Below are 15,803 nucleotides of genomic sequence, written 5' to 3'. Positions count from 1 at the left end.
GCCTAAGAGGCTCAGGCGAGACTATGTGCCGACATGGTGGAATCTCATAAATCTTATAACAACCAGAAACCACAAGGTTCTTCACAGGCTCTAGCAAGAAACCGGCCAGTTTCGCCGGTGGCTGGCTTAAAACTAGGCCCATATACCTTAAATCAACCTCATTTTTCCGGGAACCTGAGATATAGATTGAAAATTACCCCCGTGGGGCGAGGCGTTCAACGCCGTCACTGAGGGAATTTAGGGGTTTCCTAGCTCAAATCTGTGATGTCTATGGAGTTTTTGGACACGGAGTCTAATGGATTTTTGGACGGGGAGTCCAGATAGTTTTTGGTCACGGAGTCCAAAGACTTCCTTGTCGTGATGTCTCAAGACTTTTTGGACAGTCGGTGGGTTGGAATACCAAGATGGCTATTTCAACCCATCTCCGCAAGAAAATAGCGGACTTCGACCCAGTAAGAGACGGACGAACCGTCACCCAATTCTGCAAGGATATTGGCGTATCTCGCCAAACCTATGCCAACATCAAACGCCGCGTTGAACAACGCGGCCGTGCAGGCATCCTGCCTGACTCCACCGCCCCGCATTCCCCAGCCAGAATCTACGATGATCACCTTCGTCAGAAAGTCATCACAGCTCGATCAGTGCTCAAGGCCCAGGGACGTGACTATGGCCCGTGGTCAATCTATTACTACCTCATTGATGACCTTGGTTTAGAGCACCCACCGGCACGGTCTACGATTGCGCTTTGGCTCCACGAAGCTGGTGTTGCTGAGGCCAATGCCCGTAAACGTCCTCGTAAAAGCTATAAACTCTGGGCACGCGATAAGGTCGATGAGCTGTGGCAACTCGACGGGTTTGTCTACCGACTCTTTGACACTCCACATACCCAGATCACTATCTACCAGCTGGTTGATGATGCCAGCCGGTTTGATCTGGGCTCACAAGCCTTCGCCGCCAAAGAAAACGGATTCGATGCTCGCACTACCTTGGCCGCAGCAATAGAAACGTATGGTCGCCCGCAGGAACTTTTGACCGATAACGGTGAAGCTTTTGCCACCTATCACCGGGGCCGATTGTCCGATACCGAGCGCTGGCTCGCCGCCCAAGGTATCTGGTCCATTGCAGGTTTTGGCCCGCAAACCCAAGGCAAAGATGAACGCTCGCATCAAACCATGACCAAGTTTCTCGATGCACGCCAACCTACGACACTTCAGCACGTCCAACAGCTGTTGGACGACTACCGCGAGTTTTACAACACCAGGCGCCGCCATCAAGGCCTGTTAGTCGGCAAAATGCACATCACTCCAGCCCAAGCCCGTGAGCACTTCGCCCACGCTCAATCCCCAACACAACCCATTGACCCGGATATGCTGTGGGCCAAGATTGTGAAGTCATACCGGGATACACACTCAGAAAGCGCGATACACCACGAGCATCGTATCGAGAATGGGGTTAAAGAGGCGATGGCGCCGGTTGTGGGAGAAGTTGCAGCTTCTCCCACAACCATCGATGACGATAACGAACCAATCCAGCAAGAATCATCTCCTACCGTCAGTCCCACCGTAGACGGTCTATCCGCCCAGTCAAGCAACGCCTGGGGTATCCCCGACACACTGTGGATCAACAAAAGCGGAGTGGTGCGCATCCTGGGCTATGGATTCTATGTAGGACTCCGGTTTAAAAACCGGCTCATATACAGCCACGTTACCGATGACACCGCTGAGTTCTTCACTGATCATGATGGTGAAGCACTGTTTTCATTCCCACTGCCCATCAAGCTACTTGAGCGTCCAGCCGGCGGACAGATCAACATCGGGCATGTCGAAGGAATGTGGCACCGCCGACCACCAGAGATCAAACCAATCCTGTCGCGTCCGCGCCCGTCGAGACGAAAGAAACCATAACCGGTAAGACGAGCTAGAGACTGTCCAAAAACACCAAAGACTCCCTGCCCAAAAAGCAGGGAGACTCCACGTCCAAAAAGTCATTGGACTCCTAGCCCAAAAAGTTACTGGACTCCGTGTCCAAAAAGTCCATGGACATAACATTCCTAGCTCAAATCGAGAAATAACTAAGAAGTAATTAGTTTTCCGGCAAATCATCTTTAGGAATCCTAATAATTGCTGGTCAGTTGGCTTTTACCCCGTGGTAATTGATTAAATTTTAAGTGAAGAGGAACGGAGATTCGCCGTGAACATTCCGCGATTCCCACCCTTGTGATACCCGCTAGGTTCCAGCAGAAAGGCACCGCTTATGTTTACCCCCAAAGTTCACTTCTCTGCCAAGAAATTCGTCGCTCCTGCGCTTGCAGCAGCCGTCGCCCTCAGCGTTGGCGTAGCTCCTGCAGAGGCATCGAGCTCCTTGAGTAGCTTCGGTGGCGTGAACCTTCCGGTACCTTCCGCCAATCTTCCCGCTGCTCCGGCTGCCGCTGCAAAACCGGTCGCTCCAGCTTCCAGCCGCGTCCAGAACATCATCAACTACACCAACGACTACCGCAAGGCACACGGCTTGCGCCCGGTTCGCGCCAACGGTGCGCTCAATGGCCTAGCCCAGGATTGGGCCAATCAGCTGGTTCGCGCCGATAAGCTCAGCCACCGCCCGCAGCACTGGAACTACTACCCAGCCAATATCCCGGCCGGCGGTGAGAACGTGCTGCAGGCATGGAGCGACTACTCCGATGCGCTGCTAGTAAAGCTCTGGTACGAGTCCCCGGGCCACCGCAAGATCATGCTGGACCCACGCGCCAAGACCATCGGCGTTGGCGTTGCCATCAACTCTGAAGGCAAGCTCTACGCCGTCCAGAACTACGGACGCTAAAGATTTATAAAGCTAGAGCCTAGGGACTCTTGGACTCTAGCGAGCTATGCCGCCCCGTCTCGGATCCCTTCTCCGAGACGGGGCGGTTTCCCGTATACGGGTGGGGGTGTACACGCGGGTAGTGCAAACGTAATCAGCTTCACAAATGGCAGTGTCGAGGGTTACACTTAAGCCCATTCGAATTGTTCAACAATCTTAAGGACGGTGTTGAATGTCCGCGCTCCATATCGATCTCAATGCGGATTTGGGAGAGACCACTGCAGGCAACCCGGTCGCAGATGACGCGGCGATGCTGGAGATGGTGTCCTCAGCAAACGTGGCCACCGGGTTCCATGCGGGTGACCCACACTCTATTGCCGGCACGCTTAAGGCAGCCGCAGAGGCCGGCGTGACCGTAGGCGCGCACGTGGGTTATAACGACGCCGCAGGCTTCGGTCGCCGCTTTATTGATTACAACCCGAACGAACTCGCCGATGAGGTGACTTATCAAATCGGCGCACTTGATGCTTTGGCTCGCGCCAATGGCACCACGGTCTCTTATGTGAAGCCGCACGGCGCAATGTATAACGCGATCGTGAAGGATAAGGCACAGGCAGAAGGCGTCATCAAGGGCATCAAGGCCTTTGGTGACTTGCCGGTAATGTTGCTGCCTGGGGGCGTAGCAGTGGACGTCGCCAAGCAAAGCGGGCTCACCGTCATCCGTGAGGCCTTTGCGGACCGCAATTACAACCCCGATGGCACGCTTGTCTCGCGCAAGGAAGCCAATGCGGTGCTAGGCAGTGCCGATGAGGTGGTGCAGCGAGTACTGGAGGTAGCGCAAACCGGTTCGATTACGGCCGTGGATGGCACGAAGCTTGAGGTAGATGCGCAATCCGTATGTACCCACGGTGATTCGCCCGGCGCGGTGAAGCTGCTACGCGGCGTAGTGGAGCGCCTGCGGGCTGAGGGTATCGAGATTCGGAGCTTCATCTAATGAACATTAATTTTGTGGGCACTCGCGCATTGCTCATTGACTTGGAGGGATTAAACCAAGTCATGGACTGGCATGCTGCGCTTTCTGCCAAGCCTTTGAAGAATCAGGTGGACTGCATCGCGGCCGCCACTACCCTGCTGCTGACCTTTGAGGCACCCGATTCGGCGCGCGATGCGGCGGAATTTTTGCAACACTTTTCCCCTGCCACAGCCGCGACCGCAGAGGCGCGCACGGTAGAAATCGATGTGCTCTATGACGGAGAAGATGTCGATGAGGCCGCAGACCTGCTTGGCCTCTCGCGCGAAGCGCTCATTAGTTGGCATACCTCCACCGAGTGGACCGCGGCCTTTGGTGGCTTTGCCCCGGGATTTACCTACTGCGCGCCGTCGGACCCCTCCCAGGCGCGCGCGGTGCCCCGCCGGTCCAGCCCCCGTACCGCAGTACCGGCCGGTGCCGTAGGCATTGCGGGCGAGTTTTCCGCAGTTTACCCACGCGTCTCCCCGGGTGGCTGGCAGCTGCTGGGCACCACCAATACGCCGATGTGGGATTCCAATGCCAACCCGCCAGCCTTGGTGCAGCCGGGCGACCGCGTGCGCTACCGCAGCGTGGATAAGCTACCGGAGCTCGTCGATCACTCGGCGCGCTCTAAACGCGCTCCTGCCCGCCTGCCGCGCATGGAGGTAATCGACGCCGGCCTGCTCACTCTTTATCAAGACTTGGGCCGCCCCGGCGTGGGCGACCTTGGCGTGACTCCATCCGGTGCCGCCGACCGCGCCGCCGCCGCGACCGCCAATGTGGCCGTGGGCAACCCGCGCGGAGCAACCGTGCTGGAAAATATTGGCGGCATTAAGCTCCACGCGCTCACCGATACCGTCATTTGCGTCACCGGTGCGACCGCCCGTGTCCGCCTTGGTGAGATGCCGGTTCACCTCGCCCGCCCCGTGCTGGTCACGGCCGGGCAAACCGTCACGGTGGATCCCGCAACGGTAGGCATGCGCAATTACGTGGCTATCCGCGGCGGCATCATCGCCGAATCCGAGCTCGGTTCTGCGGCTACCGACGTCCTGTCTGGCCTCGGCCCGGACCCCGTTACTACGGGAGATGTCATCGGCGTTCTACCGCGCTCGACCGGCATGACCGATGCCCAGCTTTCCAACCCACTACGAGTACGCGAAAGCTCCGATGGCAAGACTCGCGCTACCTTGCGCTGCGTGCTCGGACCCCGCGATGACTGGTTTGGCGATAATGTCTCCGCCTTCCTGGATACTGAATGGACCGTCACCTCAGATTCCAACCGCGTGGGCCTGCGCCTGGATGGTGAAGAGCCGATTGAACGTGTTAAAGACGGCGAACTTCCGTCCGAGGGCATGGTCGCCGGATCCATCCAAATCCCGCCCAATGGCAAACCCGTAGTCTTCCTGCGCGATCACGCTGTGACCGGCGGTTACCCCGTCATCGCCACCGTGCTGGAAGAAGATATTGATATTGCCGCGCAGCTGCCGCCCGGCGCACGCGTGAACTTTGAACTCGTAGCACCTCAAGCCTTGAACACTGGAGAACAGAATGCAGATTAAAACCGTCCTCATTGCTAATCGCGGCGAAATTGCCGTGCGTATCGCCCGCGTCGCCCGCGACCTAGGCATTAAGTCCATCGCCATTTACTCCGAAGCAGATGCGGGTGCTTTGCATACCCAGGTAGCAGATGAAGCTTATGCGCTGCCAGGCAATACGGCTGCCGATACCTACATGAACGTACCCGCGCTGCTCGATATCGCGGTGCGTGCCGGCGCTGATGCTATTCACCCAGGCTATGGCTTTTTGTCCGAAAACGCCGACTTTGCCCGCACGGTGACTGAAGCCGGAATGATCTGGATTGGCCCTTCGCCCGAGCATATTGAGTTACTCGGTGACAAGATTGCTGCCCGCCGCGTGGCCGAAGAGGTCGGCGCACCACTGGCACCTGGTACTTCTGATCCCATCGATGATTGGCAAGAAGCCCGCACCTTTGCCGAGGAACACGGCCTGCCCATTGCCATTAAGGCCGCTTATGGTGGCGGCGGACGTGGCTTGAAGGTCGTGGACAATATGGAAGAAATCGAGGGCGCGTTTAACTCCGCCGGACGCGAGGCCATGGAGGCTTTCGGCCGTGCGGAGTGCTACGTAGAAAAGTTCCTCACCCACCCGCGCCACGTCGAGGCCCAGGTGCTGGCCGATACGCACGGCAACGTCCGCGTGCTCGGCACCCGCGATTGCTCCACCCAGCGCCGCTTCCAAAAGCTCATTGAGGAAGCCCCAGCACCCGCGCTTTCCGACGCCCAACGCAACGGCATCATCGAAGGCGCCCGCTCCATTTGCGCCAAGGTGGGCTATGTCGGTGCCGGCACTGTCGAGTACATCGTCTCCGAAGACGGCACTATATCCTTCCTCGAGGTCAATACCCGAGTCCAGGTCGAGCATCCCGTTACCGAGGCGGTCACCGGTACCGATATCATCGCTGAGCAATTCCGCATCGCGGCCGGCGAGCCGCTGTCCTTCGATGAGGATCCACAATCCCACGGCCATGCTTTTGAGTTCCGCATCAATGCCGAAGACATCCTCAATGGCTTCGCTCCGTGCCCTGGCACCATTGTCTCCTTCGAGCCGCCGACCGGCCCGGGCATCCGCGTGGATTCCGCGGTACGCTCTGGCTCGATCATCCCGCCGTACTATGACTCCCTGATCGCCAAGCTGGTGGTGTGGGGCCCGACCCGCGAGATCGCCTTGGCCCGCGCCCGCTTTGCCCTGCGCGAATTCACCGTCACCGGCGTGCGCACCGTGCTGCCGTTCCACCGAGACATGATGGACGAGCCTGCGCTCATCGGTACCGCTGCCCCGGCAGAAGATGCCGCTGCCGCGGGGGCTTCCGAGATTGGTGTCTTTACTGACTGGGTTGACCACAACTACCGCCCTTCTGCCGCCAACCAGGTGGAAAAGGTCGAAGCCATCTACACCCAGCGCCGCAATGTTGCCGTGGAGATCGATGGCAAGCTGGTCAACGTTGGCGTTCCAGTAGACTTCCTTGCCGCACCAGGCGCCGCCTCGGCCGGCGGCTCTGCATCCACGGCACCGTCTTCGGCTGGTGCGCAGTCCACCGATGACAACGCAGTCACCTCCCCATTCGAGGCCAACCTCGTGGCTTGGAATGTTGCAGACGGCGATACCGTAGCCGAAGGTGACGCCATCGCCACCGTAGAGGCCATGAAAATGGAATCTGCTATTAAGGCGCCGCGCGGCGGCACTATCAAGCTCTTGGCTGCTGAGGGAGACCGTCTGGATTCCTCGAAGGTTATTGCGACCATCGATTAATGCTCGTGTAGTGGTTGCGCACCCCATATTCAATGTGAGTTGCACAACGTTTTAGTACAGTTGTGAGCATGCTTTCCCAGTCTGTCGCCTCCGCGTTGCGCGAGGCCATTTCCGCAGGCGAATTCCAGCCCGGCGAGCGTCTCAGCGAGGTCAAGGCAGCCGAACGCTTCAATTGCTCGCGCAATACCCTGCGTGAGTCCTTCACCAGGCTCGCCGCGGAGCGCATTGTCGAGCGCATCCCTAACCGGGGTGTCTTCCTCGCAATGCCAGATGCAGACTATATCCGTGATCTCTTCGCCGCCCGCGCAGCCATCGAACCGGCCGCGGTACGTTGGGGCGCTTTTGCCGACGCCCCCTCACTCGTCACCCTCACTTCTTCTGCCTTCGACTATGCGGCGCGCGGCGAGCACCAGGAAGTCTCCGCCATCAATCAGCGCTTCCACCGCACGCTGGTGGCCGCGCTTGGCTCCCCCACTCTAAATGAGCAGATGGATAATCTACTCGCCCGCATGCGGCTTACCTTCCTCTTGGCCATCCCGCGCTACCCGCAACTACATGCGGACCATATTCAAGGAAATATCACCTTGGCCACGCTCATCGCAGATGGAAAACGCGATGAGGCTGCCACGCTTGCGCATGACAGCCTTATGAATACGTGCGGCAAGATCCTCGCCGTGCTCGAGGATTAAGGAATGAGAAACTCTTGATCGCGGGCATTTGTCACCAACATTTGCCCCGGCGCGTGCGTGATAGCCAGGCGCGGCTTGGATTCCATCACGATGGCTTGTGGGGTGACACCACAGGCCCAAAAGACCGGTAGGCAGCCGTCTGGTACTTCTACCGGCTCGCCAAAGTCTGGACACGAGAGATCCGCAATGCCGATGGCCGCTGGGTCACCTACGTGCACTGGGGCGCCATGAACCGAAGGGTAGCGGGAGGTAATGCGCACGGCATCGGAGACCTGCGCGGCCGGGATAGGCCGCATGGACACCACCATGGGTCCGGAAAAGACCCCGGCCGGGGTGGTAGGAATCGAGGTCTTGAACATCGGAACATTGCGCTGCTGGGCAATGTGCGCGACCTCTATGCCGTTATCCTGCAGGGCAGTTTCAAAGGTAAAGGAGCAGCCGATAAGGAAGCTGACCATGTCTGGGGTGTAGTACGAGGTGGCGTCGCCAAGCGTGGCACTGTGCTCACCGTTTTCAAAGATGCGGTAGGCGGGGATATCGGTGCGGATATCTCCACCTGGAAGTAGCTCGGAGGTGTACTGCCCCGCCTCTAGCACGCCCACAATTGGGCACGGCTTGGGATTGCGCTGGGCAAAAAGCAAGAAATCGAAGGCATATTCCTCCGGCACGGCTAACAAGTTAGCCTGTATAAAGCCACGGGCATGCCCAGCGGTGGTGGCCATTTCATGGGTGCGCGCATACTCGCGCACCTGCTCCGGGGTCCGCATTAAGCCCATAGTTCGGTAATGCCGGAAAAGGCCTTGAAACCGATAAAGATGGTCAGTATCCACGCCAAGGCGCCAATGACCAGAAGCCACTTGGGGTACTTATAGCCATGCAAAAGGTCGCGGCGGCGCCAGGCCACCCACATCACGAGGGCAAAGCCAATGGGCAGGATAAGGCCGTTGATGGCACCAGCGAAGATGAGCAGCTTCTGCGGAGCGGAGTTAATGGCCACGAAGACCACCGTGCACACCACAATGAAGATGATGGTGAGGATATTGCGGGTGCGCGTCGAGGTCTCCTGGGAGGTCACAAAGGACACCGAGGTATAGGCCGCACCGATAACAGAGGACAAGCCGGCAGCGAAGAGGACTACGCCGAAGGCCCGCAGGCCGAACTCGCCGGCGGCATGGTAGAACGCATCGGCCGCGGTGTTGTCATCGGAGAGCGCCACCCCAGTAGCTACCACGCCGAGCACCGCCAAGAAGAGGAGCATGCGCATGATGCCGGTGACCACGATGCCGCTGACCGAGGTATAGGTAATGTTCTTGACGTTTTCCACGCCGGTGTGGCCAGAATCAATGAGTCGGTGCGCGCCGGCAAAAGTGATATAGCCGCCCACGGTGCCACCGATGATGGTGGTAATAACGAAGAAGTCAATCTCGCCTGGCGCGACGGTATTCTTTAGCGCCTCGCCCACCGGTGGTTGGCTGACCACCGCGACGTAGAGCATGAGCAGGATCATGACCGCACCGAGGACAGCAACAAGGCGGTCAAGTGCCATGCCGGCTTTGCGGGAGAGGAAGATAAAGACGGCGATAGCTGCGGCGATGACGCCGCCGATGCGCGCATCGATGCCCAGCATCGCGTTGACACCGAGGCCCGAACCGGCGATATTGCCAATATTGAAGACCGCGCCGCCGATAAAGACGAATACGGCAAGAACCCAGCCCAAGCCAGGAAGTACTGTATTGCCCAAGGTATTTGCGCGCATGCCACTTACACACAGCACTCGCCACACATTGAGCTGGATGGCAATGTCAACGAGGATGGACAGCATAATCGCAAACGCGAAAGAAGCCCCCATCTGCACGGTAAAGACCGAGGTCTGGGTCAAAAATCCCGGACCGATGGCGGAGGTGGCCATGAGGAACATGGCACCGGCCATGGCGCCGAGGCCCTTTGGCGGGGTCTTATCCTCCGCCCGCGCCGGAGTGGCGTGTGATGTCTCAGCACTCACTAGATTTCACCTTTCGTGATGCAGGTCGCATTAAATTTGTGATGCGCATCATCTTAAGGGTTGCTATGCCTTTTGTTCAACAACTTTTATGCTTTGTGGGGTGGTGCGGGGGTGATCTAGGCTACTTTCCTGCCGCGTTTTCCCAAGTGGCTAGCGATTATCCGCAATGCCTCGTCCGACGCTTTCACCTCGCTGGAACCAAAGCGCAGCACCACGTATCCGCGGTTTTCTAGCGCTCGCTGCCTTTTTATCTGTTGCTTGACCACGTGGACGGGCTCCTTGCCGTAGGTACCGTCATATTTGGCATCGCCATCGACCTCGACCACCAGCCAGCCATCGAGACAGAGATCCGCCCGATACTTCCCGAGCAGCGGTTTCTGCGGCTCAATTTTCACCTGCGGGAAACGCTCGATAATGAGGGCTCGCAGATAGGACTCATAGGGCGATTCCGATCCGCCATACGCGTGCTCGATAACCTTACGCATGGCTGCTTGTCCCCTAGTGCGCTGCATTCTTGCCAGTTCTTCGCGCAAGTCATAGGTGGTGACGCCGTGTTGCCTGAGAGCAGAATCGGTAGCTACCAGGCCATCTGGGAAGCCGTGTAGCCGGGCGATTTCGAGGCAGGTGCGGGCGGGATGCGTGGTGCGCACACCTGCTACCGTCACCGTGGATTCCTGGAGGGACTTTACCCGGCGGTACCGATAGCCCTTCGCGGTGAGCCTGCGTGGGGGAACGCTTCCCGAAGGCACCGCTAACTCCACCTCCTCCCCTTTCCTGGAAATTACCCACATTCCCCACAGCCGCGCGGCCGATTTACTGATGAGGACGGCGCGGTGGGTGCTCCACCCGGCAGCGACTACTTTGGCGAATTGTTGTTTATGGCGCACCCATTGCCTCCAGATGGCCGTGGGAACGGCGACCCAGGGCGCTATCTGGGTGAGCTCACCGCACTGGAGGGCTAAGTGTGCGGACTTCAGGCACTACGCCACCAATACCGCCTGAAAACAATACAAAAACAGCCCACCACCTGCGCAAATATCTGGCCGGGGTGGGCCTGTATTCAACGTGTACTCAGCACGTGGTAGCTGTGGTGGTAGCTACCGCACCCGCACGCTCACGATGGGCGAATCATCCTCACGGGGCTGTAGCGCGCAGCTCCACTCCGAGCGAACGACACCCCCAAAATCGTTCTGAGAATCAACGTGCCCCCTTATACGCCACACGGTTCCGTCCATTTCCTTTTCGGTGGTGTATTCAGAATCGTCTTCAAACTCAGCCGTGGATGGAGACTTCAGTTTATCGGCAACCCGTTCGTGGCATTTGTCGCGGGCTTCGCTTGCTGTCCAGTCGAGGATTGAATCTTCTGGGGTGAAGCATCCGGTGAGAGTGAGTAGGGATGCGGTGAGGAGGAGAGTGAGGGTTGTCTTTTTCATGCTTATTATTATAGGGCTTCCCAGTTAATTAAGTAGTATTAATCGTGTTATTATTGCACTGCTACTGATACTTTCACCCCAAAAGGCCCCATCCCTACACGTATTAGGGTGGGGTCTTTTTGTCACACTGACAATAATGAGAACCCACCTAAAAATCGTTTTCCAGCTCGTTAGGTATGGGCATGTCGGCGACGCTTTCCGGGTGGCGCAGTCGCCACTGGCGGATGTGATTCACGGCGATGAAATACCGGCTTTTCCACACCTCCAGTTTGTCGCGTAGTTCCGCAATCTCGCCGCGCATTTCCGCAATCGACTTGTCGCGGGCTTCTAGCTGTTCGTTCGTCCACTCACGGATTGACTTGGTAAATGATTCCCACTCGGGGCCTCGGGTTTCCAGCTCGGCTTTTTTCTTCTGGTTCTTCTCGGTCAGCACACTACCAATCACGGTTCCGGCCACGCCGATTATGGCGACGATGATGGTAGCCAATGGCCCGTCTACGGGCATCATCGTCACCTCCCGTCTACGATTTTCAGCTCACCGGTCTGGCCGCGTCCGTATGCGTAGAGGGTCATGGTTGCGATGCCGATGTAGCCGAGGGAGGACACCCAAGCGCGGGGCAGGTCGCCGAGAATCGTGGCGAAAATGAAGCTCAATGCCCACATGGAATGCAGGCCCACGACGGCCCCGACGGCGGCGGGAACCAGCTTGTGCCACTTAGCAGCGCACACGCACAGCGCCCCCATGAGAAGCCACACCACCGCCCACGAGGGCGGGTCAAGCACGCTTTCCATGAAGTGCGTCGGTCGCCTATCCGGGTTTACTAGCAGCGGCGTATAAGACATGCCGCGAGCGATGGAAATACTGCCCAGAATCATCAACCCAGCAGCGTCTGAGACGAGCCAGCGGGAGGCGCGGCGCTTAAACCTTTCCCAATCCACGGCTCACTCCCCCGCTGTGGTGGGGCCTGTGTAGACCGGCAAGCTCGCGGGGCTGTTGGTGGTTTCTGCTCGGGCTGCTTGGTCTGCTAGGCGTGGTGCCATGCTTGGGGTGACACCATCAACGGTGAGCCGGTTGGTGAGGGTGGTGACGAAGAATCCGATACCGCCCACGAGCAGTACCGTCCATTCCGGCGCGTCTGCAAGGTAGACAGGAATCACGCCCGCAACCCACGCGACGGCCTGCAACACCACTTGACAGTTATAGGGCAGGTTCTTCTCCGCCTGAATCTTCCACTGCTTGTCGCGAGTCGGGTTACCCTTATCGTCCATAGCGGTGACTAGCTCTAAGCGGGAGGTGAGTAGCACCGGGCCGTGGAACTGTCGGCACTGGTGCAAGATTCCGTTCCACACGTCCTTAATCTGGTTCCACAAGTCCATGCTCAGCCGTACCCCATCTTCTGGAACCGGCTTGCCTTTACGGCGGGCGCGACGGTTTGCTTCCTGCTGACCGTTATCTTGCAACAACTGCCAGATCTGAGTCATGGAGTCAATAATCAGCAGGTTGAACTTCCCCTCCGCTGGCTCCTGAGCTGCCGCCCACTGCAATGCCTCACGGATATTACGGATGGTGCCGTCGTGCTCGATGATTTCAAAATCAGCGCCCGGCACAGCACCATAAGCATCGGCTTGAGATTCCCCAACTTCAATGAAGAAAGCTCGGTCTACGGACTCCATAGCGGTCGCTTCAACTGCCGCCCACGTCTTGCCGGTGCCCTCCTGGCCAGCTAGGAGCATGAGTGGGAACGAGGCGCGGCCGCTTGGTTTACGGGTCTTAAATTCTCGCATTTTACTTGGTTTCCTTTCCGTCCGTAATTTCGGCCAGCGAGTTAGATGCGCTGGTGATCATGTGCTCAATAGCGGCCTTAGCCACCTCGTCGGTGCCCTTGCGGATAGTCATGCGTGGGGCTGAGCTGTCTTTGATTTCCCAGCCGGGCGCGAGGTCGCCCTTAATCTGCCACTCCTTGAGCACATGGTTTGCGAGGTGCTTTTCATCCTCGCGGGAAATGCTGGAATCCAACAGGTCGGGGCGCACCTCGAAAAGCAGGTCAATGATTTCTTGGTAGCGCGAATCTTCTGGGGTGGGAAGCGCGTCGATGATTTCTAGGCCGTGATCGTCCGCCATTGCCAGCAACACTGAATGGTCGGTGCATACCGCTTTCTTATTCGGTTGGCTCATGGAGGCGGTGCCGAGCTTCACGCCCTGATTATTGGTGACGGTGCGCTTATCGCCGGGTGCGAGTTGCTTTTCCAGCTCCCGCTTCTCTTCCTTGTGCATTTCGTACAGTTTGCCGAGTACGGCGGATTGGAGTACTACGCGCTGGGCGAGGTCAAGACCGTTCGCCTTTACATGGTCGGGGGTGTTATTCTGAGTAGGCATCAGGTTTTCAGTTTCCTTTCTGACTGGTGCAAGCCTCCACATTTATGGTGTTGCAGCGCCGTGGGGGCTTTTCTTATGCGCTTAGGCTGCGGCGGCTAGTGCCTGCTCCATTTCGATGAATGTGTCAAGGTCGCGGCGGGTGAATAGGAGCTTCCGGCCGGGGCGGGATGCTTTGATTAGTCGGTTTTCGCTGGCTGGGCGGTTCATGTACGAGTACACGGTAGTACGCCCAATTCCTCCGAGATACTGCTGTGCCTCCTTGAGGTCTAGCAGCCCCTCGGGGTGGCCTTTAATGTAGATAGCCAAGGGGTTTCCTTTCTGACTGGTGGTTCGCCTTGCAGGGCGGGGCCATTTCCTAACCCTGTACTAAACTGTACTATACGGTACTACGGTTTGTAAAATCCCCCACCAAACAACGAACTTGATAATCTAACCCCATGACAACCCCCGACCAATGGCTCCCCGGCCAACTACTCCAACGAGCACGCGAACACAACGGCCTATCCAAAGCAGAAGCCGCCCGCCGCTCCGGCCTATCAGAATCCTGGTGGCGACGCCTCGAAACCGGAATCAACATCCGCAACGGCCAAAAAATCCGCGTCACCGCCACCCCAGAAGCCCTAGCCAAAGCAGCCCAAGGCGTAAACCTCCCCGTCAACCAAATTTTCGAAGCCGCAGGACTAGAAACCGCAACCCCCACCAACCTCAGCGACGAAATAACCACCGAAGCCAAACGCCTCCCACCCCACCTACAACGAGAAGCACTAGCCTTTATCCGGGGCCTCACCATAGCCGCTAGGCAAACCGAGGAATGAGGAATAATTACTCATAGCCTGCTGAGTCTGCGCCGCATTCACATGCACATACCCAAAAGTGGTATCAATCTTAGAATGCCCAAGAATCGACGCGATAACCTCCGGCCCCACGCCACACTCACGTAAAAGCGTCGCCGCAGTATGCCTAGCCGTATGTAAATCCACAATAGGCAAACCAGCATCCTTTAACGCCGCTCGCCACCTTATCAAGACACGCTTATGCCGAAGTGGAAGCCCACTACTCGAAAGCCACATCAAGTCCCACTCATTCTGTGGAGTCTCTGCTATATGCCGCCGCAAAACCTCATCTAACGGCGCAGGAACCGGAATAATACGGCGTGACTTCTCAGTCTTAGGGCGCGTCCACGCAAGCGCTCCCCTAATCTCATACCATTCAAACGCCGGAGGCACCGCCACCTCCCGATCATTACACCGCCTTGCCTCAGCCCCCACCGCGCACTTACATTTTGGTCCATGCCGCCAAGGTAATCTAGTCGCCGCCCACGACAAATCAATCTGCGCCATACCCGGCACCAATGACACACGACTACGAGTAAGGCCTAATAGCTCACCATTTCGAGCACCCAAAAGAAGATACGATGCCCACATTGAAGCCAACGTATCCCCAGCCTTGGCAGAATGAATAATCAAATGCCGCGCCTGATCGGCAGTGAGTGCAGTTCTCGTATTTCGAACAGCACGCGGCCGATCCACCATCGAGCAAGGGTTACGCTCAATAAGTCCACGTCTAACGGCATCCCTCATAATCACAGAAAAGGTTGAGTAGTTCTGCTGAGTGTAACGATCTCCGCATCCGGCGTTACGAACGGCAGATATTAACTCTCGTACCTCGTCTGCTCCAACATCTTTCAGCGCGTATTTTCCTAGCGTGGGGATTATGTACTTTCGGCACTGCCCTTTGACACCTCTGAGGGTTTGCGGGGCGTACATTTCAAAGGCTGTGGAGTCTAGCCATTTTTTGGTAAATGTTTCGACGGTTATTTTTTGTGGGCTGCTTTCACCCTTTTTTAGTTGTAGATACAACTCGTTTCGGCGGCGAATACACTCCGCTTCGGTCTTTGCTGAGACAGTGCGGCGTACTTGGCGTCCTTGTCCGTCCCACCCTACGGTGATTGCGGCGCGCCAGCGCCCATTTTTGGTTTGATAAATGGAGCCTAGCTTGAGGTCTTTTACTGGTTTCATGGTTGTGTAGCTGCCTTGGTAGCTGTGTGGTGGTAGCTGTATTGGTAGCTGCCACCCTGTACTGGAACGAACACTATAGTACAGTTTCCAAGCTGCTAAGAAAATGACCAGTCTTGAAAATTATCCCTGTACTGGTACAAGGTAAGAAG

General features: G+C 57.4%; 17 protein-coding genes. 7 read left to right on the top strand and 10 right to left on the bottom strand.

Features of this window, described 5'->3' with window-relative positions; all coding sequences use genetic code 11:
• Window positions 1–404 precede the first annotated feature (404 nt).
• From ACLI1L_RS03170 to ACLI1L_RS03145, 6 genes are all read left to right on the top strand, one after another.
• Window positions 405–1,904: an integrase core domain-containing protein gene (locus ACLI1L_RS03170; protein ID WP_411707371.1), complete on the top strand. Its 1,500-nt coding sequence runs from the start codon at window positions 405–407 to the stop codon at window positions 1,902–1,904.
• A gap of 349 nt (window positions 1,905–2,253) precedes the next feature.
• The gene (locus tag ACLI1L_RS03165) at window positions 2,254–2,817 is read left to right on the top strand and encodes a CAP domain-containing protein (RefSeq protein WP_411708026.1); all 564 of its coding nucleotides are present in this window, start codon (window positions 2,254–2,256) and stop codon (window positions 2,815–2,817) included.
• A gap of 211 nt (window positions 2,818–3,028) precedes the next feature.
• Entirely contained in the window at window positions 3,029–3,790 is a 762-nt protein-coding gene (locus ACLI1L_RS03160) for a LamB/YcsF family protein (RefSeq protein ID WP_301716076.1), read from the top strand.
• Window positions 3,790–5,364 carry a 5-oxoprolinase/urea amidolyase family protein gene (locus ACLI1L_RS03155; RefSeq protein ID WP_411708025.1) on the top strand — a complete coding sequence of 525 codons (1,575 nt, stop codon included), beginning with the start codon at window positions 3,790–3,792 and terminating at the stop codon, window positions 5,362–5,364. The genes ACLI1L_RS03160 and ACLI1L_RS03155 overlap by 1 nt, the downstream gene beginning before the upstream one ends.
• On the top strand, window positions 5,354–7,135 hold the full coding sequence (locus ACLI1L_RS03150) for an acetyl/propionyl/methylcrotonyl-CoA carboxylase subunit alpha (protein ID WP_023020731.1): 1,782 nt from the start codon (window positions 5,354–5,356) through the stop codon (window positions 7,133–7,135). Before ACLI1L_RS03155 ends, ACLI1L_RS03150 begins: the two co-directional genes overlap by 11 nt.
• A 68-nt stretch (window positions 7,136–7,203) precedes the next feature.
• Entirely contained in the window at window positions 7,204–7,824 is a 621-nt protein-coding gene (locus ACLI1L_RS03145; RefSeq protein WP_049359486.1) for a GntR family transcriptional regulator, read from the top strand.
• On the opposite strand, the gene ACLI1L_RS03140 is transcribed toward ACLI1L_RS03145, so the two are convergent.
• The 9 genes from ACLI1L_RS03140 to ACLI1L_RS03100 all read right to left on the bottom strand — a co-directional run bounded on the left by ACLI1L_RS03140 (window position 7,821) and on the right by ACLI1L_RS03100 (window position 13,942).
• Window positions 7,821–8,600 carry a putative hydro-lyase gene (locus ACLI1L_RS03140; protein WP_411708024.1) on the bottom strand — a complete coding sequence of 260 codons (780 nt, stop codon included), beginning with the start codon at window positions 8,598–8,600 and terminating at the stop codon, window positions 7,821–7,823. The genes ACLI1L_RS03145 and ACLI1L_RS03140 overlap by 4 nt on opposite strands.
• Window positions 8,591–9,754, bottom strand: a complete 1,164-nt coding sequence (locus ACLI1L_RS03135) for an NRAMP family divalent metal transporter (RefSeq protein ID WP_411708350.1) — start codon at window positions 9,752–9,754, stop codon at window positions 8,591–8,593. The genes ACLI1L_RS03140 and ACLI1L_RS03135 overlap by 10 nt, the downstream gene beginning before the upstream one ends.
• 188 nt (window positions 9,755–9,942) lie before the next feature.
• Window positions 9,943–10,713 carry an endonuclease domain-containing protein gene (locus tag ACLI1L_RS03130; protein ID WP_411708023.1) on the bottom strand — a complete coding sequence of 257 codons (771 nt, stop codon included), beginning with the start codon at window positions 10,711–10,713 and terminating at the stop codon, window positions 9,943–9,945.
• 210 nt (window positions 10,714–10,923) lie between these two features.
• Window positions 10,924–11,259, bottom strand: coding sequence for a hypothetical protein (locus ACLI1L_RS03125; protein WP_408927018.1), 336 nt, complete (start codon window positions 11,257–11,259; stop codon window positions 10,924–10,926).
• A gap of 148 nt (window positions 11,260–11,407) precedes the next feature.
• Window positions 11,408–11,746, bottom strand: coding sequence for a hypothetical protein (locus tag ACLI1L_RS03120; RefSeq protein WP_411708022.1), 339 nt, complete (start codon window positions 11,744–11,746; stop codon window positions 11,408–11,410).
• 23 nt (window positions 11,747–11,769) lie between these two features.
• Window positions 11,770–12,198, bottom strand: coding sequence for a hypothetical protein (locus tag ACLI1L_RS03115; protein WP_411708021.1), 429 nt, complete (start codon window positions 12,196–12,198; stop codon window positions 11,770–11,772).
• Between the two features lie 3 nt (window positions 12,199–12,201).
• A complete protein-coding gene (locus ACLI1L_RS03110) occupies window positions 12,202–13,044 on the bottom strand; it encodes an AAA family ATPase (protein ID WP_411708020.1) in 843 nt (280 codons plus the stop codon).
• 1 nt (window position 13,045) lies between these two features.
• A complete protein-coding gene (locus tag ACLI1L_RS03105; protein ID WP_411708019.1) occupies window positions 13,046–13,636 on the bottom strand; it encodes a hypothetical protein in 591 nt (196 codons plus the stop codon).
• Window positions 13,637–13,717: 81 nt separating this feature from the next.
• Entirely contained in the window at window positions 13,718–13,942 is a 225-nt protein-coding gene (locus ACLI1L_RS03100; RefSeq protein ID WP_411708018.1) for a helix-turn-helix domain-containing protein, read from the bottom strand.
• A gap of 131 nt (window positions 13,943–14,073) precedes the next feature.
• Here ACLI1L_RS03100 and ACLI1L_RS03095 point away from each other — a divergent pair, with 131 nt between their 5' ends.
• Window positions 14,074–14,451 carry a helix-turn-helix domain-containing protein gene (locus tag ACLI1L_RS03095; RefSeq protein WP_411708017.1) on the top strand — a complete coding sequence of 126 codons (378 nt, stop codon included), beginning with the start codon at window positions 14,074–14,076 and terminating at the stop codon, window positions 14,449–14,451.
• Here ACLI1L_RS03095 and xerC read toward each other — a convergent pair.
• Window positions 14,401–15,654, bottom strand: coding sequence for a tyrosine recombinase XerC (gene xerC / locus ACLI1L_RS03090; protein ID WP_411708016.1), 1,254 nt, complete (start codon window positions 15,652–15,654; stop codon window positions 14,401–14,403). The two genes, ACLI1L_RS03095 and xerC, sit on opposite strands and share 51 nt — an antisense overlap.
• Between the last annotated feature and the right edge of the window lie 149 nt (window positions 15,655–15,803).

The organism is Corynebacterium sp. LaCa117, from assembly GCF_046717765.1.
Classification (GTDB): Bacteria; Actinomycetota; Actinomycetes; order Mycobacteriales; family Mycobacteriaceae; genus Corynebacterium; species Corynebacterium kefirresidentii.
This window is presented reverse-complemented; position numbering and strand designations above follow the sequence as displayed.

Bases quoted from the DNA above. Each gene is read 5' to 3' on its own strand.
- ACLI1L_RS03170 (WP_411707371.1), top strand. From the start codon at position 405: ATGGCTATTTCAACCCATCTCCGCAAGAAAATAGCGGACTTCGACCCA.
- ACLI1L_RS03095 (WP_411708017.1), top strand. From the start codon at position 14,074: ATGACAACCCCCGACCAATGGCTCCCCGGCCAACTACTCCAACGAGCA.
- xerC (WP_411708016.1), bottom strand. From the start codon at position 15,654: ATGAAACCAGTAAAAGACCTCAAGCTAGGCTCCATTTATCAAACCAAA.
- ACLI1L_RS03150 (WP_023020731.1), top strand. From the start codon at position 5,354: ATGCAGATTAAAACCGTCCTCATTGCTAATCGCGGCGAAATTGCCGTG.
- ACLI1L_RS03125 (WP_408927018.1), bottom strand. From the start codon at position 11,259: ATGAAAAAGACAACCCTCACTCTCCTCCTCACCGCATCCCTACTCACT.
- ACLI1L_RS03135 (WP_411708350.1), bottom strand. From the start codon at position 9,754: ATGGCCGGTGCCATGTTCCTCATGGCCACCTCCGCCATCGGTCCGGGA.
- ACLI1L_RS03165 (WP_411708026.1), top strand. From the start codon at position 2,254: ATGTTTACCCCCAAAGTTCACTTCTCTGCCAAGAAATTCGTCGCTCCT.
- ACLI1L_RS03160 (WP_301716076.1), top strand. From the start codon at position 3,029: ATGTCCGCGCTCCATATCGATCTCAATGCGGATTTGGGAGAGACCACT.
- ACLI1L_RS03155 (WP_411708025.1), top strand. From the start codon at position 3,790: ATGAACATTAATTTTGTGGGCACTCGCGCATTGCTCATTGACTTGGAG.
- ACLI1L_RS03140 (WP_411708024.1), bottom strand. From the start codon at position 8,600: ATGGGCTTAATGCGGACCCCGGAGCAGGTGCGCGAGTATGCGCGCACC.
- ACLI1L_RS03145 (WP_049359486.1), top strand. From the start codon at position 7,204: ATGCTTTCCCAGTCTGTCGCCTCCGCGTTGCGCGAGGCCATTTCCGCA.
- ACLI1L_RS03110 (WP_411708020.1), bottom strand. From the start codon at position 13,044: ATGCGAGAATTTAAGACCCGTAAACCAAGCGGCCGCGCCTCGTTCCCA.
- ACLI1L_RS03105 (WP_411708019.1), bottom strand. From the start codon at position 13,636: ATGCCTACTCAGAATAACACCCCCGACCATGTAAAGGCGAACGGTCTT.